This window comes from Streptomyces sp. NPDC088733, assembly GCF_044751185.1.
In the GTDB taxonomy this organism is placed as follows: Bacteria; Actinomycetota; Actinomycetes; order Streptomycetales; family Streptomycetaceae; genus Actinacidiphila.
Genome location: NZ_JBIVLH010000010.1, coordinates 149017 through 175815, shown reverse-complemented (window position 1 = coordinate 175815; position 26799 = coordinate 149017). Strand labels below are relative to the sequence as shown.

Genomic DNA, 26799 nt, shown 5'->3' with positions numbered 1-26799 from the left:
CATGCACGCCCCATGGGACGACGGCCCCGAGGGGTCAGGTGTCCATGGCGATGAGGGCGACGACCGGGCGGGCGCGGTCGGAGTCGTCGACGGCGACGCCGCGGACGTAGGCGCCGTGGTCGGCGCCACCGGCGACCTGGTCGCCGGCGTAGCTGGCGTGGCGCAGGCCCTCGGCGTCCTGGCGGCAGGGGTCGGCCTCGGGCACTCCGGTGCGCAGGACGTCCACGTTGCCGCTGAGCTTCGGCAGGCCGGAGCCGGCGAGGAAGTGCTGGAGGCCGGCCGCCGTGGTGCGGAAGCGCATCTCCAGGTCGTACTCCCCGGACAGGCCGCCGGAGTGCGCCAGGTAGTGCAGGTCCTTCGCGTCGTCCGGCAGCTTCAGCCGGAAACGCTGGGAGACCGTGTGGAGGGTGACGTTGCTGCCGCGGCAGGCGCCGCCCGCGTCCGGGGCGGCGCCCGTGCGGGCGTCGTGCCCGCCCGTCAGCGAGACGGTGACGATGACGGCCGCGACCAGCAGCGCCAGTGTCAGGCCGACCGACAGCAGGAGCAGGAACGGGGACTTGGGGGTCTTGCCCGGGGCGGGCGCCGGCGCGCTCATCAGGCGGCTTCCGGCTGGCCGCCGAAGCGCTCGCGGTAGGCGTCGAGGTCCTCGTCGGTGATCTTGGCGAAGAGCACCGGCGGGACGGTGAAGGCGGTGCCCGCCGGGACCGCGGACAGTGCGCGGGCCTCGTCGGCGGTGACCCAGACCGCGGTGTCGTCCGCCAGCGCGAACGCGCCGCGCATGGCGGCGGCGGAGGCCGGGATGAAGGGCTCGGAGACCACCGCGTACAGGTGGATGAGGTTCATGGCGGTGCGCAGGGTGAGGGCGGCGCCGTCCGGATCTGTCTTGATCTCCAGCCAGGGCGCCTTCTCCTCCAGGTAGGAGTTGCCGGCGCTCCACAGGGCGCGCAGCGCCTGCGCGGCCTTGCGGAACTGGAGGTCCTCCATGTGCCGCTCGTACTCGGCGAGGAGTTCGGCGATCTGCGCGCCGAGGCGCTGCTCGGCCTCGCCCGCCGCGGAGCCCGCGGGCACCTCGTCGCCGAAGCGCTTGCGGGAGAAGGACAGCACGCGGTTGACGAAATTGCCGAGGGTGTCGGCGAGGTCCTTGTTGACGGAGGCGGCGAAGTGCTCCCAGGTGAAGGACGTGTCGTCGGACTCCGGCGCGTTGGCGATGAGGAAGTACCGCCAGTAGTCGGCGGGCAGGATCTCCAGGGCGGCGTCGGTGAAGATGCCGCGGCGCTGCGAGGTGGAGAACTTGCCGCCGTAGTAGGTCAGCCAGTTGAAGGCCTTGACGTAGTCGACCTTCTTCCACTTGTCGCGGGTGCCCAGCAGCGTCGCCGGGAACATCACGGTGTGGAAGGGGACGTTGTCCTTGGCCATGAACTCGGTGTAGCGGACGTCGGTGTCGACGTCGTACCACCAGGAGCGCCAGTCGCGGGTCCCGTCCTCGCCGGCGGCGTCCGACCACTCCTTGGTGGCGCCGATGTACTCGATCGGCGCGTCGAACCAGACGTAGAAGACCTTGCCCTCGGCCGCCAGGTCCGGCCAGGTGTCGGCCGGCACCGGCACGCCCCAGTCCAGGTCGCGGGTGATCGCGCGGTCCTGGAGGCCCTCGGTCAGCCACTTGCGGGCGATGGAGGAGGCGAGCGTCGGCCAGTCCTTGCCGTGCTCGTCGACCCAGGCCTCGACCTCGTGGGAGAGCTCGGACTGGAGCAGGAACAGGTGCTTGGTCTCGCGGACCTCCAGCCGGCTGCTGCCGCTGATCGCGGAGCGCGGCTCGATGAGGTCGGTCGGGTCCAGGACGCGGGTGCAGTTCTCGCACTGGTCGCCGCGCGCCTTGTCGTAGCCGCAGTGCGGGCAGGTGCCGACGATGTAGCGGTCGGGCAGGAAGCGCTCGTCGTCCAGGGAGTAGACCTGGCGGATGGCGCGCTCCTCGATGAAGCCGTTCTCCTTGAGCTCCCGGGCGATGGCCTGGGTGATCTCCCGGTTCTGCTGCGAGGAGCTGCGGCCGAAGTAGTCGAAGGAGAGCGCGAAGCCGTCGTAGACCGCCTTCTGCGCGTCGTGCTGCTGGGCGCAGAACTCGGCGACCGGCAGCCCCGCCTCCTGCGCGGCGAGCTCGGCCGGGGTGCCGTGCTCGTCGGTGGCGCAGATGTAGAGGACCTCGTGGCCGCGCTGGCGCAGATAACGGGAGTAGACGTCGGCCGGGAGCATGGACCCCACCATGTTGCCCAGGTGCTTGATCCCGTTGATGTACGGAAGGGCGCTGGTGATGAGGTGTCGAGCCATTGCCGGCTGCTCCCAAGTCGCTACTGTGGGTGAGGATTTCCTCTACGGACCGTCAATAGCGTATCCGACCGCGTGGCGCCACCCGTTCGCCGTGCCCGGCATGCGGACATCGCGGGGCCGTGATCCGGTGGGCGGGTGGACGCGCCCCTCCTGCCGGCCGCCGCGCGACGGACGGGCGCGTGGTGCGCCGTCGTGCTGCTCCTCGCCGGAGTGGGCGCGCTGGTGGTCTGGCTCGTCGTCACCTTCGCGGCGGTCGTGACGCCGGTCCTGCTGGCCCTGCTGGGCAGCGCCCTGCTGGGTCCGCTGTACCGGTGGCTGCGGGCGGCGCGGGTGCAGCGGTCGCTGGCCGCGGCGCTGACGTGCGCGGCCCTGCTGGTGTTCGGCGCGGGCGCGGCGTTCATCGTGGTGCAGAGCCTCATGCACTCCGGGGACCAGATCGTGGCCGCGCTGAAGGACGTCGCGCACAAGGTGATGCCGGAGCTGGGCCTGTCGGGGCCCACCCTGGACGACACCGTGGACAGCCTGAAGTCCTTCGTCACCAAGTACGGCGCCAAGGCGGCCTCCGGGGTGGTGTCGGGCATCAGCATCGTGGGCCAGATCATCGCGACCGCGGTGCTGGCGCTGCTGCTGACCTTCTTCTTCCTGCGCGACGGCGGCCGCTTCCCGGTCCTGCTGCGCGAGCTGGCCCCGCACGGCATCGGCCCGCTGCTGGAGCGGATCGCCCATCGCACGTTCGCCGCGGTGCAGGGCTTCATGCGGGGGACGACGCTGATCGCGCTGATCGACGCCGTGTGCATCACCGTCGGGCTGCTGATCCTGCGGGTTCCCGGGGCGGTGGGACTGGGCGCGCTCGTCTTCGTCGGGGCGTACATTCCGTATCTGGGGGCGTTCATCTCCGGCGCGGTGGCGGTCCTGGTGGCGCTGGCGGACCGGGGGTGGCTGGTGGCGCTGTGGGCGCTGGGCGTCGTGCTGGCCGTGCAGGTGCTGGAGGGGCACGTGCTGCAGCCGACGATCCAGAGCCGCACCGTCCACATGCACCCGGCCGTGGTGCTGCTCGCGATCACCGCGGGGGCGAGCCTGGCCGGCATCCTCGGGATGCTGCTGGCGGTGCCGATCGCGGCCGCGGCCTTTGGAGCCGTGGACGAACTGAGGCGCCGCGACGGGGGTGTTCCTCCAGAAGTCGAAGGGCCCGCGTCACATCCGGCCGGATAGGGGTTGTTTTTATTACCGACGGGTAGCATCATTACCGACTGGTAAGTGATAAAGCTGCGAGGACTGCGAGCATCCCGCCGTCCGACCGATCCCCGACGGAGCCGTCGCCATGGGCCACTACAAGTCAAACCTTCGCGACATCGAGTTCAACCTCTTCGAGGTCCTCGGGCGCGACACGATCTACGGCACCGGCCCGTTCGCCGAGATGGACGTCGAGACCGCCAGGGACATCCTCGGTGAGATCACGCGCCTCGCGGAGAACGAGCTGGCCGACTCCTTCGCCGACGCCGACCGCACCCCGCCGGTCTTCGACCCCAAGACGAACACGGCGCCGGTCCCGGACACCTTCAAGAAGAGCTACAAGGCCTTCATGGCCGCCGAGTACTGGCGGCTGGGCCTGCCCGAGGAGATCGGCGGCACCACCGCCCCGCCGTCCCTGATCTGGTCGTACGCGGAACTGGTCCTCGGCGCGAACCCGGCCCTGTGGATGTACTCCTCCGGCCCGGCCTTCGCCCGCATCCTCTTCGAGGAGGGCAACGAGGTCCAGAAGAAGATCGCCGCGATCGCCGTCGAGAAGACCTGGGGCTCCACCATGGTCCTCACCGAGCCGGACGCCGGCTCGGACGTCGGCGCCGGCCGCGCCAAGGCCGTCCCCCAGGAGGACGGCACCTGGCACATCGAGGGCGTCAAGCGCTTCATCACTTCCGGTGAGCACGACATGGAGGAGAACATCCTCCACTACGTCCTCGCCCGCCCCGAGGGCGCCGGCGCCGGCACCAAGGGCCTGTCCCTCTTCCTCGTCCCGAAGTACCTCTTCGACTTCGAGACCGGCGAGCTGGGCGAGCGCAACGGCGTCTACGCCACCAACGTCGAGCACAAGATGGGCCTCAAGGCGTCCAACACCTGCGAGATGACCTTCGGCGACAAGCACCCCGCCAAGGGCTGGCTGATCGGCGACAAGCACGACGGCATCCGCCAGATGTTCCGCATCATCGAGTTCGCCCGCATGATGGTCGGCACGAAGGCGATCTCCACGCTCTCCACCGGCTACCTCAACGCCCTGGAGTACGCCAAGGAGCGCGTGCAGGGCCCCGACCTGGCGCAGTTCATGGACAAGGCCGCCCCCAAGGTCACCATCACCCACCACCCCGACGTGCGCCGCTCCCTGCTGACGCAGAAGGCCTACGCCGAGGGCATGCGCGCCCTGGTGCTGTTCACCGCCTCCATCCAGGACGCGATCGCCGCGGCCGAGGTCACCGGCGAGGACACCGCGGAGCTGGAGGCGTTCAACGACCTTCTGCTGCCCATCGTCAAGGGCTACGGCTCCGAGAAGGGCTACGAGCAGCTGGCGCAGTCCCTGCAGATCTTCGGCGGCTCCGGCTTCCTGCAGGAGTACCCGATCGAGCAGTACATCCGCGACGCCAAGATCGACACCCTCTACGAGGGCACCACGGCGATCCAGGGCCAGGACTACTTCTTCCGGAAGATCGTCCGCAACCAGGGCGCGGCCCTGACCACCCTCTCCGAGGAGATCAAGAAGTTCCTCGCCGAGGGCACCGGCGGCCAGGAACTGGCGGCCGCCCGCGAGCACCTCGCCAAGGCCGCCGTGGACCTGGAGGCGATCGTCGGCCAGATGCTGACCGACCTCGCCGCCACCGAGAAGGACGTCAAGTCCATCTACAAGGTCGGCCTCAACACCACCCGCCTGCTGCTCGCCTCGGGCGACGTGGTCGTCGGCTACCTGCTGCTCAAGGGCGCCGCGGTGGCGGCCGGGAAGCTGGCCGCCGGCGCCTCCGCCAAGGACGTCCCCTTCTACACCGGCAAGATCGCGGCGGCCCGGCACTTCGCCGCCGAGATCCTGCCGCAGGTCTCCGTGGCGCGCTCCGCCGCCGAGAGCGTCACCCTCGACGTGATGGACCTGCCCGAAGAGGCCTTCTGATCATGGTTTGACCGGTTCCGGCCGGGACCGACAGCGGCTACGGCAGCCCGCTCCTGCGACGAGGAGCGGGCCGCCGTGCGTCCCTATCCTTGAACCATGAACCCTCAGCCCCACTTCGACCGCAGCCACACCGATGACCTCGCCGCCTTCATCGCGGCCAGCCCGTCGCCGTACCACGCGGTCGCCAGTGCCGCCGAGCGCCTGGAGAAGGCGGGCTTCCGCCAGGTCTCCGAGACCGAGGCCTGGAACGCCGAGGCCGGCGGCAGGTACGTGCTGAGGGGCGGGGCGATCGTCGCCTGGTACGTGCCCGAGGGCGCGGACCCCGCGACCCCCTTCCGGATCGTCGGGGCGCACACCGACTCCACCAACCTGCGCGTCAAGCCCCGGCCCGACTCCGGCGCCCTGGGCTGGCGCCAGATCGCCGTGGAGATCTACGGCGGCGCCCTGCTCAACACCTGGCTCGACCGCGACCTCGGGCTGTCCGGCCGCCTGGTGCTCCGCGACGGCAGCACGCCCCTGGTCCACATCGACCGCGCACTGCTGCGGGTGCCGCAGCTCGCCGTCCACCTGGACCGCGGCGTCAACGAGAGCGGGCTCAAGCTCGACAAGCAGCGGCACATGCAGCCGGTCTGGGGCCTCGGCGAGCCCGACGAGGGCGCGCTGATGGCCTTCCTCGCCGAGGAGACCGGCGTCGCCGCCGCCGACATCGTCGGCTGGGACCTGATGACCCACGACGTCCAGCCGCCCGCCTACCTCGGCCGCGACCGCGAGTTCCTGGCCGCCGGCCGGCTGGACAACCTGCTCTCCGTCCACGCCGGCACCGCCGCCCTGGCCGCGGCCGCCGGGCCCGGCCTGCCGTACATCCCGGTGCTGGCCGCCTTCGACCACGAGGAGACCGGCAGCGAGTCCGACACCGGCGCCGGCGGCCCGCTGCTCGGCACCGTCCTGGAGCGGTCCGTCTTCGCCCGCGGCGGCGGCTACGAGGACCGGGCGCGGGCCTTCGCCGGCACGGTGTGCGTCTCCGCCGACACCGGCCACGCCGTCCACCCCAACTACACCGAGAAGCACGACCCGACGCACCGGCCGATGCCCAACGGCGGTCCGATCCTCAAGGTCAACGTCAACCAGCGCTACGCCACCGACGGCACCGGCCGCGGCGTCTTCGCCGCCGCCTGCGACCGCGCGGGGGTGCCGTGGCAGTTCTTCGTGTCCAACAACGCCCTGCCCTGCGGCACGACCATCGGCCCCATCACCGCGGCCCGGCACGGCATCGCGACCGTGGACATCGGCGTGCCGATCCTGTCGATGCACTCCGCACGCGAACTGTGCGGCGCCGACGACCCGTTCCTGCTCGCGAGCGCGCTCAAGTCCTTCCTCGGGGACTGACCGCACGCCGCGGTCATGAGATGTCCGCCCCCGGGTAGGCGAAGCTCTACAGCTCCTGGAGCCAAACCAGTTCGGAGGCGGACATCATGGGCATCGGCGGTTGCATCGGCCTGATCGCGGTGGGGGCCATCCTCACCTTCGCGACCGACTGGCACATGGCCGGGGTCAACCTGGACCTGGTCGGCCTCATCATGATGGCGGTCGGCGTCATCGGCGTGGCCGCGTACGTCAGCATCTTCCGGCGGCGCCGCGTCGTGGAGCCGATGCCGGTCATCGAGGAACGGGACCGCCACTACCCGCGCATCTGACCGGCATGACGGCGCCTCAGGCGTCCATGCCCGCCAGCACCAGGGCCAGACGGGTGTCCCCGTCGCCGCTCAGCCGCACGGGGACACCCCAGTCCTGCTGGTGCACATGGCAGGCCGGGAACTCGTTGTCCGGGTCGTCGTCGCACGAGGCGGCCATCGCCGACACGTGCAACACCCCCTCCGGCACCTCGGCGTTGAGCACGAGGTCCCGGAACAGGTCCGTTCCCTTCCCCTCGCCCTCCAGCAGCAGCCCGGGCGGCGTCGAGCTCACCAGCAGCCGGGTCGACGGCCCGTAGCGCTCGTCCAGCTTCTGGCCGGCCGGCGCGGAGAACACCACGTCCAGCCGCAGCGCCCCCGGCGCCACCTCCGTGGCGGGACGCTGCGTACGGTGCGCCGCGGCCTCCACCCGCACGGCCTCCTCCGGCAGCCGCAGCCGCGTCAGGCGGTGCTGCGCCGACTCCACGACCACCACCTCGTCGCCGTCCAGCACGGCCCCGGAGGGCTCGCGCAGATCGGTCGCCAGCGTGGTCACCTCGCCCGAGGCCGGGTCGAACCGGCGCAGGGCGTGGTTGTACGTGTCGCTGACCGCGACCGAGCCGTCGGGCAGCGCCGTCACACCCAGCGGGTGCTGGAGCAGCGCCTGCTCCGCCGGGCCGTCACGGTGGCCGAAGTCGAACAGTCCCGTGCCGACGGCCGTGCGCACCGCGTAGCCGTCGCCGGCGCCGTCATTGCTCTCCGCCCGCTCCACCCAGCGCAGCGCGCTGGTCTCGGAGTCGGCGACCCACAGCCGGTCCCCGGCCGCCGCCAGTCCGGACGGCTGCGCGAACCACGCCTCGTCCGCCGCGCCGTCCACCAGGCCCTCATTGGTCGTACCGGCCGCGACCCGCACCGTGCCGTCCTGCGGGTCGTACGTCCACAGCTGGTGGACACCGGCCATCGCGATCCACACCTTGCCGTCCCACCAGGCCACGTCCCACGGCGAGGACAGGTCCACCTCCAGCGCCGCACCCGACGTCGCCGACCCCTGCCACCACTGCCTGCCCGTCCCGGCCACCGTCTCCAGGGCGCCACTGGCCGGGTCGAACGCGCGCAGCCGGTGGTTCACGGTGTCCGCGACGACCACCCTGCCGTCCGGCAGCAGCGCCAGGCCCTGCGGCTCGTTGAAGTCGCCCGGCTCCCCGATCCGGCGCACCACGGTCTCGGTGTCCGGCGCGAGCTCCACCAGCTGGTGCCGCGTGGTGTCCGACACCAGCAGATTCCCCGACGGCAGCCGCAGCGCCTTCCCCGGGAACCGCAGATGCGTCGCCACCGGCTCCGGCGGCACGTACGGCCCGTCCCCGCGCCGCAGCGTGCCCTTCGCCGCGTGCTCCTCCTCCAGCTCCGTGACCAGCGCCTCCAGCGCGTGCGCGTGGCCCTCCCCGGAGTGCTGGGCGACGATGTAGCCCTCGGGGTCGATCACCGTGAGCGTGGGCCAGGCCCGCACGGCGTACTGCTTCCACGTCGCCAGCTCGGGGTCGTCCAGCACGGGGTGGTGCACCCCGTACCGCTCCACGGCGTCCACGACCGCCTGGTGCTCCGCCTCGTGCACGAACTTCGGCGAGTGCACGCCGACGATCACGACGGTGTCGCGGTGCTTCTCCTCCAGCTCGCGCAGCTCGTCCAGGACGTGCAGGCAGTTAATGCAGCAGAACGTCCAAAAATCGAGAAGAACAATGGATCCGCGCAGGTCGGAGAGGTTCAGCTGCTTCCCGCCGGTATTCAGCCAGCCGCCCTTGCCGATCAGCTCGGGGGCACGGACACGGGCACGGCGGGGGGTGGGAGCGGCGTCGTTCATGCTGCAAGGATGCCACCCGCGCGAGGTGGTCAGAGCGCCGCCAGCGCGGGCAGGTGGCGGGCCACCTCGGCCGTGTCACCGAAGTCGAAGCGCCAGGCGGGGTCGAGATCCGGGTAGCGGATGGTGAACGCGTCGTCGGGGAGGTCCTCACCGGTCGCCGCACGGTAGGCGTCCCAGGCGATGCCGAGGGTCGCCTCGCCCTCGAGGTCCGGGCCGGTAGCGGCACACGCGGCGCGGACGGCGGGGAGGCCGGCGAGGGAGTCGGGGTCGGAGACGGCGCGGCCGAAGACCTCGCGGCCCTGGGTGATCAGCCAGCCGCGGAAGTCGAAGCCGTCGTCGGAGCAGCCGCCGTTGATCAGATAAGCGGCGGCCCACAGGGGCGCTCGGTAGGAGGCCGCCATGAGGTCCCACAGGGCCTGCTGGACGGCGACGATCCGCTCCGGGGGCTGCTCCGCGAGCAGGCCGGAAGCGCGGGCGGCGACCACCTCGGGGTCCGCGGGGTCGGGGACTCGGGCGCGGGCGTCGTCGATGAGCCGCCAGAACTGTCGGGTGTCCATACCGGCGCAGTGTGCCGGAGCGGTCCGACAGAGCGGCGGCTCAGGGGCGTAGGTCGCCCACGACGTCGGTGGTGGCGATGAGGCCGGAGTGAATGGTGGGGGCCAGGCTGGAACTCGCGAGGCAGAAGCCGAGGAGCATGCAGAGCAGGGCGTGGGAGATCTTCAGCGACTTGGCGCGCAGGAGCACCAGCGTGAGGACTGCCAGCAGCAGGATCATCGAGATGGATACCGCCATGGCCGTATGACGTCACAGATACGGCCCCCGTGGGGGGCGACACGCGCAAGAAGGGCCCGGACGCACACACGTCCGGGCCCTTCTCGATGGTGTGACGGGGGTGATCAGGCCCAGGTCATCAGGCGCTTGGGGTACTCCAGGACCGCCGCGACGTCGGCGAGGACCTTGGAGCCGAGCTCGCCGTCCACCAGGCGGTGGTCGAAGGAGAGCGCGAGCGTGGTGACTTGGCGGGGCTTGACCTTGCCCTTGTGGACCCAGGGCATGTCCTTGACCGCGCCGAAGGCGAGGATCGCGGACTCCCCGGGGTTGAGGATGGGCGTGCCGGTGTCGATGCCGAAGACACCGACGTTGGTGATGGTGACCGTGCCGCCCTGCATGTCGGCCGGCGAGGTCTTGCCCTCGCGCGCCGTGGCGACCAGGTCGCCGAGGGAGGCGGCCAGTTCGGGCAGCGTCTTGGCCTGGGCGTCCTTGATGTTGGGGACGATCAGGCCGCGCGGGGTGGCCGCGGCGATGCCGAGGTTGACGTATCCCTTGTGGACGATCTCCTGGTTCGCCTCGTCCCAGGCGGCGTTGATCTCCGGGTTGCGCCGGATCGCCACGAGCAGGGCCTTGGCGACGAGCAGGAGCGGGCCGACCTTGAGGCCGGTGAAAGCCGGGTCGGTCTTGAGCTCCTGCACCAGCCGCATGGTGCGGGTGATGTCGAAGGTGACGAACTCCGTCACGTGCGGCGCGGTGAAGGCGCTGGCCACCATCGCGGCGGCCGTGGCCTTGCGGACGCCCTTGATCGGGACGCGGGTCTCCAGCGGCGCCGTCGTCGTCGCTGCCGCAGCGGGGGCGGTCTGGACGGCCGTCGGGGCGGCCAGGGCCGCCGGTGCCGCGGGAGCGGCCGGTGCGACTGCGTTCTGGACGTCCTCGCGGGTGATGGTGCCCTGGGGACCGGTCGGCGTGATCCCCGCCAGGTCCACCCCGAGGTTCTTGGCGAGCTTGCGCACCGGCGGCTTGGCCAGCGGACGCGCCTCGGTCGGCGCGAACCCCGCGGCGGGGGCGGCGGGCGCCGCCGGAGCCACGGGCTCGGCCGGGACGGCGGCCGGGGCGTGCCCGTTGAGCTCGGCCTGGATCGCGCCGGCGGCACCCTGCGCCGGTACGGCGGCCTGCTTGCGCGGACGGCGCTTGGTCGAGGAGACGGCCACGCCGTAGCCGACCAGTACGGGCTGGCGCTTCTGCTCGGGCTCGACGGGCTCGGGGGCGGCGGCCTGCGCGGGGGCGGCGGCCGGAGCCTCCTCCGCCTCGCCCTGGCCGGTGTCCACCGAGATGATCACGGTGCCGACGTCGACCGTCTCGCCCTCGGGGAAGCGCAGTTCGTGCACGATCCCGTCGAAGGGGATCGGCAGTTCGACGGCGGCCTTGGCGGTCTCGACCTCGCAGACCACCTGGCCGTCGGTGACGGTGTCACCGGGCTTGACGTACCACTTGAGGATCTCCGCTTCCGTGAGTCCCTCGCCGACGTCCGGCATCTTGAACTCGCGGAAGCGCTGCGGTGCTGCCACTGTCGTCACAACCCTCTCCTCAGTACGCCAGCGCGCGGTCGACCGCGTCGAGTACACGGTCCAGGCCCGGCAGGTACTCCTCCTCGACCCGGGCCGGCGGGTACGGCGCGTGGAAGCCGCCGACCCGCAGCACGGGTGCCTCGAGGTGGTAGAAGCACCGCTCGGTGATCCTGGCCGCGATCTCCGCGCCGGTGCCCAGCTGGACGGGGGCCTCGTGCACGACGACCAGGCGGCGGGTCTTCTCGACCGAGGCCTGGATCGCGTCGAAGTCCATCGGCGACAGGGACCGGAGGTCCACCACCTCCAGGCTACGGCCCTCCTCGGCGGCCGCCGCGGCGGCCTCCAGGCAGACCTTCACCATGGGGCCGTAGGCGACCAGCGTGAGGTCGGTGCCCTCCAGGACGGTACGGGCCTTGTGCAGCGGCGCGGGGATGGACTCGGTGTCGACCTCGCCCTTGTCCCAGTAACGGCGCTTGGGCTCCTGGAAGATCACCGGGTCGTCGGACTCGATCGCCTGCTGGAGCATCCAGTAGGCGTCCTGCGGGGTCGAGGGAGTGACGACCTTGAGTCCGGCGGTGTGCGCGAAGTACGCCTCGGGCGACTCGCTGTGGTGCTCCACGGCGCCGATGCCGCCGCCGAAGGGGATGCGGATGACGACCGGCAGCTTGATCTTGCCCAGGGCGCGCGCGTGCATCTTGGCGAGCTGGGTGACGATCTGGTCGTACGCGGGGTACACGAAACCGTCGAACTGGATCTCCACGACCGGGCGGTAGCCGCGCAGGGCCAGGCCGATCGCGGTGCCGACGATGCCGGACTCGGCGAGCGGGGTGTCGATGACCCGCTCCTCGCCGAAGTCCTTCTGCAGGCCGTCGGTGATCCGGAAGACACCGCCGAGCTTGCCGATGTCCTCGCCCATGAGGACGACCTTGGGGTCGGTGTCCAGGGCCTTGCGCAGCGCCTCGTTGAGGGCCTTGGCGATGGTCATCGTTGCCATGTCAGTGGCCCTCCTCGAAGGCGGCGAGGTACTCGGCGAACTGGGCGCGCTCCTCGTCGACCAGCGCGTGTCCGTCGGCGTAGACGTTCTCGAAGATCGACATCGGGTCGGGGTCGGGCATGGCGCGCACGGCCTCGCGGACCCGCTTGCCCAGCGCCAGGCTCTCCTCCTCGATCCCGGCGAGGAAGGCCTCGTCGGCGATGCCCTCCTTCTCCAGGTAGGCCCGCAGCCGCAGGATCGGGTCCTTGCTCTCCCACTGCTCGCGCTCCTCGTCGAGGCGGTAGCGGGTGGGGTCGTCGGAGGTGGTGTGGGCGCCCATGCGGTACGTGAAGGCCTCGACCAGCATCGGGCCCTGGCCGGAGCGGGCGTGCTCCAGGGCGGCGCGGGTGACCGCGAGCACCGCGAGGACGTCGTTGCCGTCCACGCGCACGCCTGGGAAGCCGAAGCCGGCGGCGCGCTGGTAGATCGGGACGCGGCTCTGCTTCTCGGTGGGCTCGGAGATCGCCCACTGGTTGTTCTGGCAGAAGAACACCACGGGGGCGTTGTAGACGGCGGCGAAGGTGAAGGCCTCCGCGACGTCGCCCTGGCTGGAGGCACCGTCGCCGAAGTAGGCGATGACGGCGGAGTCCGCGCCGTCCTTGGCGACGCCCATCGCGTAGCCGGTGGCGTGCAGCGTCTGGGAGCCGATGACGATCGTGTACAGGTGGAAGTTGTTCTCGTTGGGGTCCCAGCCGCCGTGGTTGACCCCGCGGAACATGCCCAGCAGATTGACCGGGTCCACCCCGCGGCACCAGGCGACGCCGTGCTCGCGGTAGGTGGGGAAGACGTAGTCGTCCTGCCGGGTCGCCCGGCCCGAGCCGATCTGCGCGGCCTCCTGGCCGAGCAGCGAGGCCCACAGACCGAGCTCGCCCTGCCGCTGCAGGGCCGTGGCCTCCGCGTCGAACCGGCGGGTCAGGACCATGTCCCGGTACAGACCGCGCAGCTCTTCGGGGCTCAGGTCGATGGAGTACTCACTGTGCTCGACGCGATCGCCCTCGGGAGTCAGGAGCTGTACCAGCTCCGGCTCGGCCTCACGGCGCTTCGCGCCACCGCGGGTGCCCGTACGGGGCGTACGGGGCTTCGCGGCAGTGCTTTTCACGCTCACGCTTGCTCCTCCGTCTGTCCGGCCCCCGGGATCCGCCGGCGGCCAGTGCGGCTCCTACCGTCTCGTCGCGGCGCACGGGGTGTGTGCGGCACGGCCGAGCCGGAAGTGTTGATGGACCCCGGCAGGCAGCCCTGCGAAGTGAACGTTACCCACACCTCCCGCTTTCGCGCGAAGAGGGTTCTACCTGCGGTTTTGGTTGGATTTCCTAGTAAATGAACGTTCTCGCAGGCCACCGGGACAACGGCACGGTATCCCGCGGATCGAATCTGCGTAAGAGGTCGGCCGTGGTCGGGTGTGCAACGCTGAAGTTGTGCCCGAAAAGTCGACAATCGCGGTATTCCTGCTCGACGATCACGAAGTCGTCCGGCGGGGAGTGCACGAATTGCTCTCCGCGGAGCCCGGCATCGAGGTCGTCGGCGAGGCCGGCACGGCCGCCGAGGCACTGGCGCGGCTGCCCGCGGTCCGGCCCGACGTGGCCCTTCTGGACGTCCGGCTGCCCGACGGCAGCGGCGTGGAGGTCTGCCGGGAGGTCCGGTCCCGGCAGCCGGAGACCAAGTGCCTGATGCTCACCTCGTACGCGGACGACGAGGCGCTCTTCGACGCGATCATGGCGGGCGCGGCCGGCTACGTGCTCAAGGACATCCGCGCCAGCGACCTGGTGGGGGCCGTGCGGGACGTCGCCGCCGGGAGGTCGCTGCTGGACCCCGCGGCGACCGCCCGGGTGATGGAGCGGCTGCGCGGGGGCGGCGCCGAGCGCGCGGAGGACCGGCTGGCCGACCTCACCGACCAGGAGAAGCGCATCCTGGACCTGATCGGCGAGGGGCTCACCAACCGGCAGATAGGCGAGCGGCTGCACCTGGCCGAGAAGACGGTCAAGAACTACGTCTCCTCGCTGCTGGCCAAGCTCGGCATGCAGCGCCGCACCCAGGCCGCGGCCTACGTCGCCCGGCTGCACCCCGAGCGGCCCGAACGCCCGGACCGCCCCCAGGACCCCGGGCCGCCGGGAACGTCAGGACCGGCAGGGCCCTCCGGACCGGCAGGACCGTCCAAAAACTGACGGGGCACCCCGCGTGCCCGTCCGTATCGCGGACGTGAGCTACTGCCGCATACCTGTTGTATCTATGATGTGCGCATCATGAGCAACAGCCCTGCCGCAACCGCCGCGCCCGCCGAACCCGCTCCCAAGCAGCCACCCGCCGCCGAGCGGGTCTACACCCACGTCAAGCGGGCCGTCCTGGACCGCAGCTACGAGGGCGGCACCCTCCTCAGCGAGGGCGAGCTCGCCGAGGCCGTGGGCGTGTCGCGGACCCCCGTGCGGGAGGCGCTGCTGCGCCTGGAGGCCGAGGGGCTGCTGAAGCTGTACCCGAAGAAGGGCGCGCTGGTGCTGCCGGTCTCCGCACAGGAGATCGCCGACGTCGTGGAGACCCGGCTGCTGGTGGAGCGGCACGCGGTGCTGAAATTGGAACCCGTCCCCGCGCCGCTGCTGTCCCGGCTGGAGGAGCTGCTGGACGAGCAGCGCGGCCACGCGGCCACCGGCGACCTCGCCGCCTTCGCCATGGCGGACCGCAGCTTTCACGCCGAAATCGTGCGTGCCGCCGGCAACCGCATCATGTCCCATCTGTACGACCAGTTGAGGGACCGTCAGCTGCGGATGGGGGTGGCGACCATGCACGCCGACCCCGGCCGCATCGCCAAGAACATCACCGAACACACCGAGATCCTCGACGCGTTGCGCGCCGGGGACGCCGGCGCGGCCGCCGCTCTGGTCGAACGCCACGTCAGCTGGGTGAACCACTTGGCCCGGGGGGAGTAATGGGATCGACAGTCACCACCACCGGTGAACCGCCCGGTGGCGCCAGGGCGGTCGGGGTCTGGGGCATCGGCACCCTCGTCTACATGGTCGCGGTCGTGCACCGCACCAGCCTCGGCGTCGCCGGCATCGACGCCGCCGACCGCTTCCACATAGGCGCGTCCGCGCTGTCCACGTTCTCGATCCTGCAGGTGCTGGTCTACGCCGGGATGCAGATACCCGTCGGCCTGATGGTCGACCGGCTCGGCACCAAGCGGGTGCTGACCATCGGCGTCGTGCTCTTCACCGCGGGCCAGCTCGGCTTCGCCCTGTCGCACGGTTACGGCATGGCGCTCGCCGCCCGCGCGGTGCTGGGCTGCGGCGACGCCATGACGTTCGTGAGCGTGCTGCGGCTGGGCTCGCGGTGGTTCCCGGCCCGCAGGGGGCCGATGATCGCGCAGGGCGCGGCGCTGTTCGGCGTCGCGGGCAACCTGCTCAGCACCGTGCTGCTGGCACGGCTGCTGCACTCCGCCGGCTGGACGCCGACCTTCGTCGGCACGGCCCTGGGCGGCGCGCTCGTCCTCGTCCTCGTCCTGCTGTTCATGAAGGACCACCCCGAGGGCTTCGAGCCCGCCCCCGCCGAGCACCACGGGCGCGGCTACGTGAAGCGGCAGATCGCCGCGGCCTGGCGGGAGCCGGGCACCCGGCTCGGGATGTGGACGCACTTCACCACGCAGTTCTCCGGCATGGTGTTCCTGCTGCTGTGGGGGCTGCCCTACCTCGTCGAGGCGCAGGGGCTGTCCCGCGAGGCGGCCGGCACCCTGCTGACGGTGGTCGTCGTCGCCAACATGGTCTTCGGCATGCTCTTCGGCCAGATCATCGGCCGCCACCACGGCGCCCGGATGCCGCTCACCCTGGGCGTCGTCGGCGCCACCGCCGTGATGTGGGCGGCGGTCCTGGTGTGGCCGTCCGAGCACGCCCCGCTGTGGCTGCTGGTGCTGCTCTGCGTCGTCCTGGGGACCTGCGGGCCGGCGTCGATGATCGGCTTCGACTTCGCCCGCCCGGCCAACCCCCCGGAGCGTCTCGGCACGGCCTCCGGCATCGTCAACATCGGCGGCTTCACCGCCTCGATGGCCGCGCTGCTGGCCATCGGCATCCTGCTGGACGCGAGCGGCGGCGACTACCGGATCGCCTGGAGCAGCGTCTTCGTCCTCCAGGCGGCCGGCACCGTCCAGATCCTGCGGTTGCGCGGCCGCGCGGCGCGGCTGGAGCGGCAGCGGATCGCGGTCAGCCGCGTCGAGAGCGTCCACGTCCCGGCCGGGACATGAACGCCCCCTCCCGGCTCACTGCGTGATCGCGATGTGGGCCAGGATCGCCTCGGCCAGCGTCTGGTCGCCCTCGATCTTCATCCGGTCCTCGACCGCCTTGGCCCGGGTGCGGCCGCAGGTCAGCCGGACGAAGGTCTCCCAGTCCATGGTCATCGTCACCGCGGGCCCCAGGGAGACGCTGCCGTCGATCGAGCCCTTGCCGTCGGCGCCGACCCGGACGGTGCGCATGAACTCCTGCTCCCCGTGGACGTCGAAGACGACCGCGGAGCCGGCCGGCGCGCCCGCCCGCTCGGCGACGGCCTTCGGCAGTTCGGCCAGGATCCAGTCGCGGGCGAGGACCGCGGCGGGGGAGTCGAGGTTGCCCGGCTCGCCCAGCGCGCGGCGCAAGTCCTGCTCGTGCACCCAGACGTCGAAGACCCGCCACTTCAGCAGCCCTTCGAGGGTCATCTCCTTGCCCATCGGGCCGCGGACGGTGTCCTGCGGGGCGCGGGTCTCGTTCCGCAGCTGGCGGGCCCGGCGGATGATCGTGTAGTCGAGCTCGCCGAACACCTCGGGCGGGGTGTGGTGGCGCCGCTTGTCGACCGGCACCTCCACATAGCGGGCGTACTCCGAGGTCATGTGACGCAGATCGCTCGGAAGTGTGTGGATCGGGCGCGGATCGCCGAGCAGTTCGCATTCAAAACCGATCACGTGTGACACAACGTCACGGACGGACCAGTAAGGGCACTCGGTCGGCCGGTTCCATGCGCCCGCCGGAACGGGGCGGACCAACTCGGCTATGGATTCTATGGAGTGGGTCCAGGCGTCGATGTACGGCTGGAGCTGGCTGTGGACGGTGCCGGTCACGGGACCCCTCGACGGTCGGTGCGCGGTCGTGGTGTGCGCCTTAAATTACGCTGCGCAGTGACACCACGGGAGTGCTTTCGTGTGACGATCGTAGGCCCGGCAGGATGTCCCGACTCATGGGCGGTGGTACGGTGCGCGTTTCCCTGATCCAGATGGACGTCGACCCGGCGGAACCGGTGCACGCCCGGCGCGAACGCGCCGCCGCGCTCGTACGGGACCGGGCCGGGTCCGACCTCGTCGTGCTGCCCGAGCTCTGGCCGGTCGGCGCCTTCGCCGCCGACCTCTTCGAGGCCGAGGCGGAACCCCTCGACGGACCCACCGCCCAGGTCATGAGCGCCGCCGCGCTCGACGCGGGCGTCTGGCTGCACGCGGGCTCCGTCGTCGAACGGGCGGCCGACGGCTCCCTGTACAACACCTCCCTGCTCTTCTCCCCGGACGGCGAACTGCGGGCGAGCTACCGCAAGATCCACCGCTTCGGCTTCGACCGCGGCGAGGCCGTCCTCATGAGCGGCGGCGACCGGATCGTGACCACCCGGGTCCAGGGCGTCGGCGTGGGCCTCGCCACCTGCTACGACCTGCGCTTCCCCGAGCAGTTCCGGCTGCTGGTCGACGCGGGCGCGGAACTCGTCGTCCTCCCCGCCGGCTGGCCCGCCCGGCGCCGCGAGCACTGGACCCTGCTCGCCCGCGCCCGGGCCGTGGAGTCCCAGGCCTTCGTCCTGGCCTGCGGGACCGCCGGGACGCACGCCGGCGTCGAGCTCGCCGGGCACAGCCTGGTCGTCGACCCCTGGGGCGTGGTCCTCGCCGAGGCGGGCCCCGCCGAGGAGGTGCTCACCGTCGACCTCGACCCCGGCCTCGTCGCGAAGACCCGCGCCGACTTCCCGGTGCTGCGGGATCGCGTGCTCGGCATTCCCGGCGTTCCCGGCATGACGGTCACGACCTCGCCCGATTCCGACCGGTAAGGGACCATCGGCCCCGGGGGCTGGGGGCGGAGTGCTCTGCAACCACGTCCCGCCGCCCCGGCAAGGTGGAGCCATGGAGTTCGAGGGGCACGCCGCGCTGGCCTTGCTGGGAAAGGCCCGGTACGGCCGGTTGGCGTTGACCCGCCGGGCACTGCCGTACATCGCCGTCGCACGGCACGTCGTCCACGACGGCGCCGTGCTGATCCGCACCCGCCACGCCTGGGGCGTCGACGGCACCGTCGTCGCCTACCAGGCCGACGACGTCGAGGCCGGATGGGCGGTGCAGTTCCTCGGGACGGCACGGGCCTTCGAGCCCTCGGAGGAGCAGCGTGCGCTTTTCGGCACAGAACCCCGAAACGATACAACCCCGTCACCGGGCTATGTGTACGTACGCCTCGACCCGCGAGTCCACCACCGAAATGATCTAGCATCTGCCTGGTGATCGGGAGTACGGCGACGGCGCCGCCCTCCGGCGGGACCCTGCACGCCCTGCTGCGCCGATACGCCGACGCCGGCGATCCGCTGTCCTGCGAACCCGTGGCCCAAGGCCTGCTCAACAAGGGATTCCGGCTGGCGACCACCCGCGGCAGCTTCTTCCTCAAGCTGTACGTCGAGCCCGCCACCGCCGACTCCGCGGTCATCGCCCGCCAGCACCGCGCCACCCAGCGCCTCGGTGCCCTCGGCCTGCCCGTCGCCCCGCCGCTGCCCGACTCCGACGGCCGCACCGTCGCCGAACTCGACGGGCGCCGCTTCGCCCTCTACCCCTGGGTCGAGGGCCGGCACCGCGAGGGCAGCGAACTGACCACCGCCGAGTCCCGGCGCCTCGGCGCCCTGCTCGGCCTCGTCCACACCCTGCTCGCCCAGGTGCAGCCCGCCCCCGGCGAGGAGCCCGGCCGCCCGGCCGGCGGCCACGCGGGCGCCGACCCGCAGGACACCTACGCCCTCATCGGGACGCTGCTGCGGCGGGTGCGCGACCAGGCACCGCGTGAGGCCTTCGACGAACTCGCCGAGTACCGGCTGGTGGAGCGGCGCGCGATGCTCGACCGGCACGCCCACCGGCGCCCCCCGGAACCCGACGCGGCGGAACCCGTCACCGGCTGGGTGCACGGCGACTTCCACCCGCTGAACCTGCTCTACCGCGAGGACGAACCCGTCGCCATCGTCGACTGGGACCGGCTCGGCGTGCAGCCGCGCGCCGAGGAGGCCGTACGGGCCGCCGCCATCTTCTTCGTGACGCCCGGCGGCACCCTGGAACTGGACAAGATCCGTGCCTACGCGCGCGCCTACCGCCGCGCCGCCGCCGTCCCGGAGGCCGAACTCGCCGCCGCCGTGCACCGCGTGTGGTGGGAACGGCTCAACGACTTCTGGATGCTGAGCTGGCGCTACCTGCGCGACGACCGGCGCGCCGACCCGCTCTTCCCGGCCTCGTCCGCCCTGGTCGTCTGGTGGACCGGGGCGTACGAGGCCGTCATGGACGCCTTCACGGAGTGACGCCCCCGGCGTCGGCACCCGCGGCCGTGTTGCCGCCGTCGCCGCCCGGGCCGCCGGCTCCCGCACTGCCGCCGTTGCCGGACGTCTCGCCGCTGCCGCCCTCGGTCGTCCCGGTGTCCGGGGGCGACGCGCTGGGCGGCGCGGAGGTGGCCGGGGTGGTCGGCACGCTCGTGGTCGGTTTGGCCGTGGTCGGCTGACTCGCCGAGGGCGACCACGAGGGCGTCGAGGAGAGCGACGGGGTCGAACTCTCCGACGGCCGGCCGGAGATCGTGCCGGTGGTCTCCTGCGTACTGCCGTGCGTGGTGTCCTCGGTCGGCTGCGAGGACTGCTGCGTGGTCTGCGTCTGCGTCGGCGTCACCTCGTCGGCCGGCGGCTTGGCGCCGCCCCCCGCGTGGTTGACCGCGAAGTAGATGCCGAGCGCGACCGCGAGCACCGCCGCCACCACGAACAGGGCGGGCTTCACCCAGCGGTTGCCGTCGCCCCCGCCGGGCGGACGCGGGTCGCCGTAGGAGTGGTCGCCGCCGTCGCCCCCGGGCGGGCCGAGCAGCAGCGGGGGCTGGAACTCGGCGGTGGTGTGCTCCGGGTGCGGCTGGGCGTACTGGCCCGGCATGCCCATCGCCGACGTGGAACCGCCGTTGTGCGCCGGCACGAAACCGGTGTCCCAGGTGCCCGTGTGACCGCCGCGCTCGTTCATCATGCCCAGCGCGTACTGGACGACGCCGCGCATCTCCTCGGCGGTCTGGAAACGGTCGTCGGGGTGCTTGGCCAGCGCGTGCAGCACCAGGCCGTCCAGCTCCGGCGGCACCCGGTCGCTGGCCTGCGACGGCGGACGCGCCTCGTCCTGCACGTGCTGGTAGACCACCGACAGCGGCGTCTCGCCGGTGAACGGCGGTCGCAGCGCGAGGAGTTCGTACAGCAGGCAGCCCGTCGCGTACAGGTCGGAGCGCGCGTCGACGGTCTTGCCGAGGGCCTGCTCCGGCGACAGGTACTGCGGGGTGCCCATGACCATGCCGGTCTGGGTCATCGTGGTCGAGGCGCCGTGCAGCGCCCGCGCGATGCCGAAGTCCATCACCTTCACCGCGCCGGTGTTGGTGATGATGACGTTCGCGGGCTTGATGTCCCGGTGCACGATGCCGTGCGCGTGGCTGTAGGCCAGCGCCTCCAGCACGCCCGAGACGATGATCAGCGCCTGGTCCACCGGCGGCGGTTCGTCCGAACCGACCAGCAGGTCGCGGATGGTTCTGCCCTCGACCAGCTCCATGACGATGTACGGGACGGTGCCGCCCGGCGTGACGTCCTCGCCCGTGTCGTAGACCGCCACCACCGCATGGTGGTTGAGCCCCGCCACGGACTGGGCCTCGCGCGTGAAACGGGCTTTGGAGACCGGGTCCTCCGCCAGGTCCGGGCGCAGCAGCTTCACCGCCACCGTCCGCCCGAGCCGCACGTCCTCGGCGGCGAAGACCTCCGCCATGCCACCGCGGCCCAGCCGCCGGGTCAGCCGGTAACGGCCGTCACCCACCAGCCCCGAGGTGCCCCACTGGTCCGGTGCGTCGGGCACACCCGCACCACCGGCAGAGGGCTCGTCAGTGCCGCCGGCGGCTGTCGTCTGTGCCATCAGTCCTCGCCGTCGATCGTCGCCGTACAGGGTCCTCCGGCGGACCACGCTACCGCGTTCGGCGGCGGTCGTGTGGCTGAGCCACTTGTGAAGGGATTCATACGCATCCGGTGACGAACGGGTCAACGAACTTGACCTGAGTAGGGGGTCGGGCAGACTGGGCGCTCAGGGTCGGGACAAGATTCTTGTGCGCCTGGTGCGCTCAGGGGGAACGTTCAGGGGGACGGGTACGTATGGGCGGGGACGGCGCGCAGGGCACGCATGCGGGGCGTTCGGTCGGCGGTGGCCGCTACGTGCTGCGCGACCTGCTGGGGCAGGGCGGCATGGCCTCGGTGCACCTGGCCCATGACACCGTGCTCGACCGGCCCGTGGCCGTCAAGACCCTGCACACCGACCTCGGCCGCGAGCAGTCCTTCCGGGAGCGGTTCCGGCGCGAGGCCCAGGCCGTCGCGAAGCTCAACCACACCAACATCGTCTCGGTCTTCGACTCCGGCGAGGACGTCGTCGACGGCGCCGTGGTCCCGTACATCGTCATGGAGTACGTCGAGGGAAAACCGCTGCGCACGGTGCTCGACGAGGACATCGCGCAGTACGGCGCGATGCCGACGGAGAAGGCCCTGAAGATCGTCTCCGACGTGCTGGCGGCACTCTCGGAGAGCCACGGCGTGGGCTTGGTGCACCGCGACATCAAGCCGGGCAACGTGATGCTGACCCGCCGCGGCGTCGTCAAGGTGATGGACTTCGGCATCGCCCGCGCGATGCAGTCCGGCGTCACGTCGATGACGCAGACCGGCATGGTGGTCGGCACCCCGCAGTACCTGTCCCCCGAGCAGGCCCTCGGCCGCGGCGTGGACGAGCGCTCCGACCTGTACTCCGTGGGCTGCATGCTCTTCGAGCTGCTCACCGGGCGGCTGCCGTTCGACGGGGACTCCCCGCTGTCCATCGCCTACCAGCACGTCCAGGAGCCGCCGCCGGCCCCCTCCGGGCTCAACCGCGCGGTACGGCCCGGCGTCGACGCGCTCGTCGCCCGCGCCCTGCGGAAGAACCCGGCCGAGCGCTTCCCGACCGCCGACGCGATGAAGGCCGAGACCGACCGCGTGGCCGCGCCCGAGCGGGGCGCCGGCACAACGCCGCTGATCATAGGCGAGGGGCCGCGGGCCCGCGGCCGCGGCGAGGCGGTCTCGCAGGCGGTCTTCCCGCCGGTCCAGAGCGATCCGCGGGGCCCTCAGACCCCCGTGCAGCAGGGGTACCCGCCGCACTCCTCGACCCCGCCGAATCCGTACCAGCCGGCGCAGCCCGTCCAGCCCGTCCAGCAGCAGGGCGGCTGGGGCCAGGCCGCGCAGACCCCGCCGCCGGGCTCCCGGCCCGCGTACGGCTATCCGCACAACGGCGGGCAGCAGTACCCCGCCCAGCACTCCACCACCCCGTACACCATGCAGAACCAGCCCCCCGGGGGCGGCCGGCGCGGCGGCGGGGTGTCGACGGCGGTGGTCGCCATCGGCGCCACGGTCGCGGTCATCGCGATCGTCGTGGTCGTGGTCATCGCCCTGTCGCTCAAGGACAACGGCAGCGGGACCACCACCGGCGCCGACGGCCTCACACCCACCGACCGGTCCCGGACGAGCGCCCCCGCGACGAACGGCTCCCGCGGGCAGGACTCGTCCCGGTCCTCGGAGTCGTCGGAGTCGTCGGGGTCGTCCGGTGACAACCAGCCCGCGCCGGGCGTCAGTCAGGCCGACCAGAGCCGGACCATCGACGCCGCGCGGTGCACCGACGCCACCAAGGACTACCAGGACGACAACTCGGTGATCATGCCGGACTTCTTCACCAAGTACGTGGACTCGGTGAAGGCCTGCATGACGGAGGCGGGCTGGAAGTACGAGATCAAGTACCGCAACGAGCAGGTCTACGGCAAGGGCGCGGTCATCGACCAGCAGCCCAAGCGCTACGACCCGCTCCGGCCCGGGGACACCGTCACCATCTGGGTCTCCACCGGCGAGAGCGGCTGAGCCCGCCGGCCGCACGCGCGCCGGCAGACCGGGCCGGCGCGGGGAGGGCCGCCCCCGGCCCCCGCCGCCCTGTACCTACCGGTACGGAGGTGGTCCTACAGATACGGGCCCGAGCGGGCGCCGCCGGGCAGGTGCCCGTCCTCGTCGCCCTCGTGGACCGCGCCGGGCGGCAGCGCGCGGCGCATCTGCTCCAGCTGCGCGCGGGCCGCCATCTGCTGCGCGAACAGCGCCGTCTGGATGCCGTGGAAGAGGCCCTCCAGCCAGCCCACCAGCTGCGCCTGCGCGATCCGCAGCTCGGCGTCGCTCGGCACGCCGTCCTCGGCGAAGGGCAGCGACAGCCGCTCCAGCTCCTCGACCAGCTCGGGGGCCAGCCCCGCCTCCAGCTCCTTGACGGAGCTGTGGTGGATCTCCTTCAGGCGGACCCGGCTGGCCTCGTCCAGCGGCGCCGCCTTGACCTCCTCCAGAAGCTGCTTGATCATGCTGCCGATCCGCATGACCTTCGCGGGCTGTTCGACCATCTCCGTCACGGGGACCTCGCGCTGCTCGTCGCCTTCTCCGGCGCGTCCGGCGTGTCCGCCGCCGAGGGCCATTCCGTCCGGGCCGACGACCAGGACCTGCGGGCTCTCCTGCGACCGTTCGTTCATCGGCATCTCCATGCCGCCATTGTCGCGCACCGGCGCTTGCGAAGGTTTTCTGCCCCCTGAAAGCGGGCGTTACCCCAGCGCGACGCCACAAAGCCGCCGGGACGCCCCCGGGCCGTGCGGCGTCCAGGCGGCGTTCCTCAGCCGCCGCGTCGCAGCCGCCACCCGAGGAAGCCCAGGCCCAGGCCGATCAGGAGCAGCCCGGCGCCCAGTGGCAGCACCTCCAGCACCCGCCCCGAAGGGCTCGGCACGGCCTCGGGGCCCGAGGACTCCCCGTCGTCGAAGACCTGCCGCGGCCCCTGCGACACCGGCTGCCCGGACGGCGGAGACGGCGGCCCCTCCGGGCGGCCGGGATGCCGCCGCCCCTCGCCGGGCACGCTCCCGGCCAGCCCGGCCGTCGGCGAGGAGCCCGGCCCGGGCCCCGGTGACGCGGCCCCGGTGACGCCGAACCCGGCCACGAGCGCGGAGGCGGCCGCCACCGCACGTCGCCAGTCCATGCGCCCAGCGTCACACGGGCCACGGGGCCGGGCACCCCGTGGCCCGGACGCCTAGACCGTCAGAAGGACCTTGCCCACGTGGGAGCTCTCCTCGACCACGCGATGCGCCTGTGGGGCCTGCTCCATGGGGTAGGTGCGGTCCACCACCGGGGCCACCGTGCCCGCCTCCAGCAGCGGCCACACGTGCTCGCGGACGGCGGCGACGATCGCCGTCTTCTCCTCCAGCGGGCGCCCGCGCAGCGAGGTCGCCGTGATCGCGGCCCGCTTGGAGAGCAGCTTGCCGAGGTTGAGTTCGGCCTTGACGCCGCCCTGCATGCCGATGACGGCCAGCCGGCCGTTCACCGCGAGGGCGTCGATGTTCCGGTCCAGGTACTTGGCGCCGATGATGTCGAGGATGACGTCCGCGCCGCCGAACACGTCCCGTACCGCCGCCGCGAAGTCCTGGTCGTGGTAGTCGATCCCGAGGTCCGCCCCGAGCTCGCGGCAGCGCTCCAGCTTCTCCGCGCTGCCGGCCGTGACGGCGACCTTCGCGCCCACGGCCTTGGCCAGCTGGATCGCCATGGTGCCGATACCGCTGGAACCGCCGTGCACGAGCAGCGTCTCGCCCGGGCGCAGGTGCGCCACCATGAAGACGTTCGACCACACCGTGCACACGACCTCCGGCAGGGCCGCCGCGTCCACGAGCGACACTCCCTTGGGGACGGGCAGCAGCTGCCCGACCGGCACGGCGACCTTCTGCGCGTAACCGCCGCCGGCCAGCAGGGCGCAGACCTCGTCGCCCACGGCCCAGCCGGTGACGCCGGGGCCGAGCGCGGCGACCCGGCCGGAGCACTCCAGGCCGGGGTAGGGGGACGCGCCGGGCGGCGGGTCGTAGAAGCCCTGCCGTTGCAGCAGGTCCGCGCGGTTGACGGCGCTGGCGGCCACCTCGACCAGCACCTCGCCCTCGGCGGGTACGGGATCGGGGACCTCGGCCCAGACAAGCGCTTCCGGACCGCCGGGTTCGGGGATCGTGATCGCATGCATGGAGCCGACGCTACCGCTGCACGGGCGGAATCGGGTCCCGCCGGTCCACCCTGTGGATAACGATGACCCGGTCGGTCAGCCGGAGCACGGCCGCCTCGGCGTCGTCGTGGTCGAGGAGGCGGTGGCCGCGCTTGACGGCCACCACCAGGTCGCCGATCTCCCGCGGGGAGCGCCCGGCCTCGGCCTTGGTCACAGGACGCTCGATGAGGTCCAGGCCGCTGCCGTAGGTGATCAGCTCCTCCATCACCTCGCCCGCGCTGGGGCTGAGCATCGACATCCCGAGCAGCCGCCCCGCCGCACCGGAACTCGTGACGACCGCGTCCGCACCCGACTGGCGCAGCAGCGGGGCGTTCTCCTCCTCGCGGACCGAGGCGACGATGGTGATCCGCGGATTGAGCTGACGTGCCGTCAAGGCGACCAGGACGGCGGTGTCGTCGCGCTGCGCGGCGATGATGAGCTCCTTGGCGCGCTGGATCTCCGCCCGCATCAGGACGCCGTTGCGGGTGCCGTCGCCCGCCACGCCGACGAAACCGGCGGCCACGGCGGCGTCCACCGCCTTGGGTTCGGGATCGACGACCACGATGTTCTTGGCGGGCACGCCGTGACCGGTCAATGTCCTGGCGGCGGACCGGCCCTTGGTGCCGTATCCGACGATCACGGTGTGGTCGCGCACCGAGGACCTCCAGCGCTGTTGGCGGTACTGCTCACGGGTGCGTTCGGTGAGCACTTCGAGAGTGGTGCCGACCAGGATGATCAGGAAGAGCACGCGCAGCGGCGTCACCAGCAGCACATTGGTCAGCCGGGCGCCCGCGCTGTAGGGGACGATGTCGCCGTAGCCGGTGGTCGAGAGGGTCACGGTGGCGTAGTAGAGGCAGTCCAGGAACGACATCGGGCCGCCCGCGTTGTCGTGGTAGCCGCCCCGGTCGGCATAGACGATGCCCACGGTGGCGAACAGGCAGGCCAGCGCGTACACCAGGCGCGTGGCGACCTGCCGCAGCGGACTGCGGGCGGCGCTGTGCGGCAGCCGGAGGAACGGCGCCCCGTCATGGCCGCCCTGGCCCGCCGACAGTGCCTGCCGGAACGGCGAGCGGCCCGAACCGCCCGGCCCGGCCGAGCCGTCGGG

At 72.0% G+C, this 26799-nt stretch carries 25 protein-coding genes; 11 read left to right on the top strand and 14 right to left on the bottom strand.

The window, feature by feature from the left end; translation table 11 throughout:
- Positions 1 to 34: 34 nt before the first annotated feature.
- Together ACIP64_RS20425 and metG are read right to left on the bottom strand one after the other, a co-directional pair.
- Positions 35 to 595 carry a hypothetical protein gene (locus ACIP64_RS20425; protein WP_401588514.1) on the bottom strand — a complete coding sequence of 187 codons (561 nt, stop codon included), beginning with the start codon at positions 593 to 595 and terminating at the stop codon, positions 35 to 37.
- The gene (gene metG, locus ACIP64_RS20420) at positions 595 to 2322 is read right to left on the bottom strand and encodes a methionine--tRNA ligase (protein WP_401588512.1); all 1728 of its coding nucleotides are present in this window, start codon (positions 2320 to 2322) and stop codon (positions 595 to 597) included. Before metG ends, ACIP64_RS20425 begins: the two co-directional genes overlap by 1 nt.
- Positions 2323 to 2457: 135 nt before the next feature.
- Here metG and ACIP64_RS20415 point away from each other — a divergent pair, with 135 nt between their 5' ends.
- The 4 genes from ACIP64_RS20415 to ACIP64_RS20400 all read left to right on the top strand — a co-directional run bounded on the left by ACIP64_RS20415 (position 2458) and on the right by ACIP64_RS20400 (position 7167).
- Entirely contained in the window at positions 2458 to 3534 is a 1077-nt protein-coding gene (locus tag ACIP64_RS20415; RefSeq protein WP_401588509.1) for an AI-2E family transporter, read from the top strand.
- Positions 3535 to 3643: 109 nt separating this feature from the next.
- Positions 3644 to 5473, top strand: coding sequence for an acyl-CoA dehydrogenase (locus ACIP64_RS20410; RefSeq protein ID WP_401588507.1), 1830 nt, complete (start codon positions 3644 to 3646; stop codon positions 5471 to 5473).
- Positions 5474 to 5569: 96 nt separating this feature from the next.
- On the top strand, positions 5570 to 6859 hold the full coding sequence (locus tag ACIP64_RS20405) for a M18 family aminopeptidase (RefSeq protein ID WP_401588504.1): 1290 nt from the start codon (positions 5570 to 5572) through the stop codon (positions 6857 to 6859).
- An 86-nt stretch (positions 6860 to 6945) separates the two neighbouring features.
- Positions 6946 to 7167: a hypothetical protein gene (locus ACIP64_RS20400; protein ID WP_401588501.1), complete on the top strand. Its 222-nt coding sequence runs from the start codon at positions 6946 to 6948 to the stop codon at positions 7165 to 7167.
- Between the two features lie 16 nt (positions 7168 to 7183).
- Here the strand turns inward: ACIP64_RS20400 and ACIP64_RS20395 are convergent, their stop codons facing one another.
- The 6 genes from ACIP64_RS20395 to pdhA form a co-directional block, all read right to left on the bottom strand.
- On the bottom strand, positions 7184 to 9001 hold the full coding sequence (locus ACIP64_RS20395; protein WP_401588498.1) for an NHL domain-containing thioredoxin family protein: 1818 nt from the start codon (positions 8999 to 9001) through the stop codon (positions 7184 to 7186).
- Positions 9002 to 9030: 29 nt separating this feature from the next.
- Positions 9031 to 9558: a DUF4240 domain-containing protein gene (locus ACIP64_RS20390; protein WP_401588496.1), complete on the bottom strand. Its 528-nt coding sequence runs from the start codon at positions 9556 to 9558 to the stop codon at positions 9031 to 9033.
- 40 nt (positions 9559 to 9598) lie between these two features.
- Positions 9599 to 9793: a hypothetical protein gene (locus tag ACIP64_RS20385; protein WP_360904741.1), complete on the bottom strand. Its 195-nt coding sequence runs from the start codon at positions 9791 to 9793 to the stop codon at positions 9599 to 9601.
- Positions 9794 to 9897: 104 nt separating this feature from the next.
- Positions 9898 to 11307 carry a dihydrolipoamide acetyltransferase family protein gene (locus ACIP64_RS20380; RefSeq protein WP_401588868.1) on the bottom strand — a complete coding sequence of 470 codons (1410 nt, stop codon included), beginning with the start codon at positions 11305 to 11307 and terminating at the stop codon, positions 9898 to 9900.
- 52 nt (positions 11308 to 11359) lie between these two features.
- Positions 11360 to 12334: an alpha-ketoacid dehydrogenase subunit beta gene (locus tag ACIP64_RS20375; protein WP_401588493.1), complete on the bottom strand. Its 975-nt coding sequence runs from the start codon at positions 12332 to 12334 to the stop codon at positions 11360 to 11362.
- 1 nt (position 12335) lies between these two features.
- Positions 12336 to 13478 (bottom strand): pyruvate dehydrogenase (acetyl-transferring) E1 component subunit alpha, encoded by a 1143-nt coding sequence (pdhA, locus tag ACIP64_RS20370; RefSeq protein ID WP_401588490.1) that lies wholly within the window; start codon positions 13476 to 13478, stop codon positions 12336 to 12338.
- A 310-nt stretch (positions 13479 to 13788) separates the two neighbouring features.
- On the opposite strand from pdhA, the gene ACIP64_RS20365 reads away from it, so the two are divergent.
- The 3 genes from ACIP64_RS20365 to ACIP64_RS20355 all read left to right on the top strand — a co-directional run bounded on the left by ACIP64_RS20365 (position 13789) and on the right by ACIP64_RS20355 (position 16595).
- A complete protein-coding gene (locus ACIP64_RS20365; RefSeq protein WP_401588487.1) occupies positions 13789 to 14535 on the top strand; it encodes a response regulator in 747 nt (248 codons plus the stop codon).
- A 78-nt stretch (positions 14536 to 14613) separates the two neighbouring features.
- Complete coding sequence (locus tag ACIP64_RS20360) at positions 14614 to 15291, top strand: GntR family transcriptional regulator (protein ID WP_360904729.1); 678 nt, start codon at positions 14614 to 14616, stop codon at positions 15289 to 15291.
- Entirely contained in the window at positions 15291 to 16595 is a 1305-nt protein-coding gene (locus tag ACIP64_RS20355) for a nitrate/nitrite transporter (RefSeq protein WP_401588484.1), read from the top strand. The genes ACIP64_RS20360 and ACIP64_RS20355 overlap by 1 nt, the downstream gene beginning before the upstream one ends.
- 15 nt (positions 16596 to 16610) lie before the next feature.
- Here the strand turns inward: ACIP64_RS20355 and ACIP64_RS20350 are convergent, their stop codons facing one another.
- Positions 16611 to 17441, bottom strand: a complete 831-nt coding sequence (locus ACIP64_RS20350; RefSeq protein WP_401588482.1) for a maleylpyruvate isomerase family mycothiol-dependent enzyme — start codon at positions 17439 to 17441, stop codon at positions 16611 to 16613.
- A gap of 131 nt (positions 17442 to 17572) precedes the next feature.
- On the opposite strand from ACIP64_RS20350, the gene ACIP64_RS20345 reads away from it, so the two are divergent.
- From ACIP64_RS20345 to ACIP64_RS20335, 3 genes are all read left to right on the top strand, one after another.
- Positions 17573 to 18400: a carbon-nitrogen family hydrolase gene (locus tag ACIP64_RS20345; RefSeq protein ID WP_401588866.1), complete on the top strand. Its 828-nt coding sequence runs from the start codon at positions 17573 to 17575 to the stop codon at positions 18398 to 18400.
- 73 nt (positions 18401 to 18473) lie between these two features.
- A complete protein-coding gene (locus ACIP64_RS20340) occupies positions 18474 to 18842 on the top strand; it encodes a pyridoxamine 5'-phosphate oxidase family protein (protein WP_401588479.1) in 369 nt (122 codons plus the stop codon).
- The gene (locus ACIP64_RS20335; RefSeq protein WP_401588863.1) at positions 18836 to 19891 is read left to right on the top strand and encodes a phosphotransferase; all 1056 of its coding nucleotides are present in this window, start codon (positions 18836 to 18838) and stop codon (positions 19889 to 19891) included. Before ACIP64_RS20340 ends, ACIP64_RS20335 begins: the two co-directional genes overlap by 7 nt.
- On the opposite strand, the gene ACIP64_RS20330 is transcribed toward ACIP64_RS20335, so the two are convergent.
- Positions 19881 to 21506, bottom strand: coding sequence for a protein kinase (locus ACIP64_RS20330; RefSeq protein ID WP_401588477.1), 1626 nt, complete (start codon positions 21504 to 21506; stop codon positions 19881 to 19883). The genes ACIP64_RS20335 and ACIP64_RS20330 overlap by 11 nt on opposite strands.
- A 233-nt stretch (positions 21507 to 21739) precedes the next feature.
- On the opposite strand from ACIP64_RS20330, the gene ACIP64_RS20325 reads away from it, so the two are divergent.
- Positions 21740 to 23515: a protein kinase gene (locus ACIP64_RS20325; RefSeq protein ID WP_401588475.1), complete on the top strand. Its 1776-nt coding sequence runs from the start codon at positions 21740 to 21742 to the stop codon at positions 23513 to 23515.
- A 95-nt stretch (positions 23516 to 23610) separates the two neighbouring features.
- Here the strand turns inward: ACIP64_RS20325 and ACIP64_RS20320 are convergent, their stop codons facing one another.
- From ACIP64_RS20320 to ACIP64_RS20305, 4 genes are all read right to left on the bottom strand, one after another.
- Positions 23611 to 24171, bottom strand: coding sequence for a bacterial proteasome activator family protein (locus ACIP64_RS20320; protein WP_401588473.1), 561 nt, complete (start codon positions 24169 to 24171; stop codon positions 23611 to 23613).
- A 125-nt stretch (positions 24172 to 24296) separates the two neighbouring features.
- The gene (locus ACIP64_RS20315) at positions 24297 to 24653 is read right to left on the bottom strand and encodes a hypothetical protein (protein ID WP_401588470.1); all 357 of its coding nucleotides are present in this window, start codon (positions 24651 to 24653) and stop codon (positions 24297 to 24299) included.
- 51 nt (positions 24654 to 24704) lie between these two features.
- Positions 24705 to 25676, bottom strand: coding sequence for an NAD(P)H-quinone oxidoreductase (locus tag ACIP64_RS20310; protein WP_401588467.1), 972 nt, complete (start codon positions 25674 to 25676; stop codon positions 24705 to 24707).
- 10 nt (positions 25677 to 25686) lie between these two features.
- Positions 25687 to 26700, bottom strand: coding sequence for a potassium channel family protein (locus tag ACIP64_RS20305; RefSeq protein WP_401588861.1), 1014 nt, complete (start codon positions 26698 to 26700; stop codon positions 25687 to 25689).
- Positions 26701 to 26799 lie beyond the last annotated feature (99 nt).

What these genes read in the sequence shown, in the direction of transcription:
- ACIP64_RS20320 (WP_401588473.1), bottom strand. Translation starts at nt 24,171, where the DNA reads ATGGAGATGCCGATGAACGAACGGTCGCAGGAGAGCCCGCAGGTCCTG.
- metG (WP_401588512.1), bottom strand. Translation starts at nt 2,322, where the DNA reads ATGGCTCGACACCTCATCACCAGCGCCCTTCCGTACATCAACGGGATC.
- ACIP64_RS20405 (WP_401588504.1), top strand. Translation starts at nt 5,570, where the DNA reads ATGAACCCTCAGCCCCACTTCGACCGCAGCCACACCGATGACCTCGCC.
- ACIP64_RS20380 (WP_401588868.1), bottom strand. Translation starts at nt 11,307, where the DNA reads ATGCCGGACGTCGGCGAGGGACTCACGGAAGCGGAGATCCTCAAGTGG.
- ACIP64_RS20410 (WP_401588507.1), top strand. Translation starts at nt 3,644, where the DNA reads ATGGGCCACTACAAGTCAAACCTTCGCGACATCGAGTTCAACCTCTTC.
- ACIP64_RS20425 (WP_401588514.1), bottom strand. Translation starts at nt 595, where the DNA reads ATGAGCGCGCCGGCGCCCGCCCCGGGCAAGACCCCCAAGTCCCCGTTC.
- ACIP64_RS20390 (WP_401588496.1), bottom strand. Translation starts at nt 9,558, where the DNA reads ATGGACACCCGACAGTTCTGGCGGCTCATCGACGACGCCCGCGCCCGA.
- ACIP64_RS20375 (WP_401588493.1), bottom strand. Translation starts at nt 12,334, where the DNA reads ATGGCAACGATGACCATCGCCAAGGCCCTCAACGAGGCGCTGCGCAAG.
- ACIP64_RS20310 (WP_401588467.1), bottom strand. Translation starts at nt 25,676, where the DNA reads ATGCATGCGATCACGATCCCCGAACCCGGCGGTCCGGAAGCGCTTGTC.
- ACIP64_RS20330 (WP_401588477.1), bottom strand. Translation starts at nt 21,506, where the DNA reads ATGGCACAGACGACAGCCGCCGGCGGCACTGACGAGCCCTCTGCCGGT.
- ACIP64_RS20355 (WP_401588484.1), top strand. Translation starts at nt 15,291, where the DNA reads ATGGGATCGACAGTCACCACCACCGGTGAACCGCCCGGTGGCGCCAGG.
- ACIP64_RS20325 (WP_401588475.1), top strand. Translation starts at nt 21,740, where the DNA reads ATGGGCGGGGACGGCGCGCAGGGCACGCATGCGGGGCGTTCGGTCGGC.
- ACIP64_RS20385 (WP_360904741.1), bottom strand. Translation starts at nt 9,793, where the DNA reads ATGGCGGTATCCATCTCGATGATCCTGCTGCTGGCAGTCCTCACGCTG.
- ACIP64_RS20395 (WP_401588498.1), bottom strand. Translation starts at nt 9,001, where the DNA reads ATGAACGACGCCGCTCCCACCCCCCGCCGTGCCCGTGTCCGTGCCCCC.
- ACIP64_RS20360 (WP_360904729.1), top strand. Translation starts at nt 14,614, where the DNA reads ATGAGCAACAGCCCTGCCGCAACCGCCGCGCCCGCCGAACCCGCTCCC.
- ACIP64_RS20315 (WP_401588470.1), bottom strand. Translation starts at nt 24,653, where the DNA reads ATGGACTGGCGACGTGCGGTGGCGGCCGCCTCCGCGCTCGTGGCCGGG.
- ACIP64_RS20340 (WP_401588479.1), top strand. Translation starts at nt 18,474, where the DNA reads ATGGAGTTCGAGGGGCACGCCGCGCTGGCCTTGCTGGGAAAGGCCCGG.
- ACIP64_RS20400 (WP_401588501.1), top strand. Translation starts at nt 6,946, where the DNA reads ATGGGCATCGGCGGTTGCATCGGCCTGATCGCGGTGGGGGCCATCCTC.